Source organism: Streptomyces sp. SID12501, from assembly GCF_010550245.1.
In the GTDB taxonomy this organism is placed as follows: Bacteria; Actinomycetota; Actinomycetes; order Streptomycetales; family Streptomycetaceae; genus Streptomyces.
Genome location: NZ_JAAGLU010000624.1, coordinates 1 through 446 on the forward strand (window position 1 = coordinate 1; position 446 = coordinate 446).

The window sequence follows — 446 nt, forward strand, 5'->3', positions numbered from 1 at the left end:
CACCCCGCCCGACAGTCCGCTGGTCGCGGGGCCGGGGACGCCCATGGTCAGGCGGCCGAGTTGTTGGGCCCGCCGGGCCGTGACGAGGGAGCCGCTGCGGTACGCCGCCTCCACGACGACGGTGCCCCGGGTGAGGGCGGCGATGACCCGGTTGCGCAGCACGAACCTGCTCGGCGTGGGATGGCTGCCCGGCGGCAGTTCGCCGAGGACGAGCCCTTGACCGGAGATCCGTCCGAGCAACTCGGCGTGTCCGCGCGGGTAGGCAACGTCCACCCCGAAGGCCAGTACCGCCGCCGTGGCTCCGCCCGCGGCGAGCGCGCCCCTGTGGGCCGCGGCGTCGATGCCGTACGCCGCGCCGGACACCACGACCCAGCCCCGTTCGGCGAGTCCCGCCGCCAGGTTCTGCGCCATGTGCGCCCCGTACGGGGTGCAGGCGCGGGCTCCGA

1 protein-coding gene is annotated in these 446 nt (G+C 76.0%); it reads right to left on the reverse strand.

The genetic code is table 11. The features are described 5' to 3' along the window. A partial coding sequence (locus G3I71_RS47600; RefSeq protein ID WP_203733160.1) for a DNA-processing protein DprA occupies positions 1–446 on the reverse strand: 446 nt, incomplete at both ends.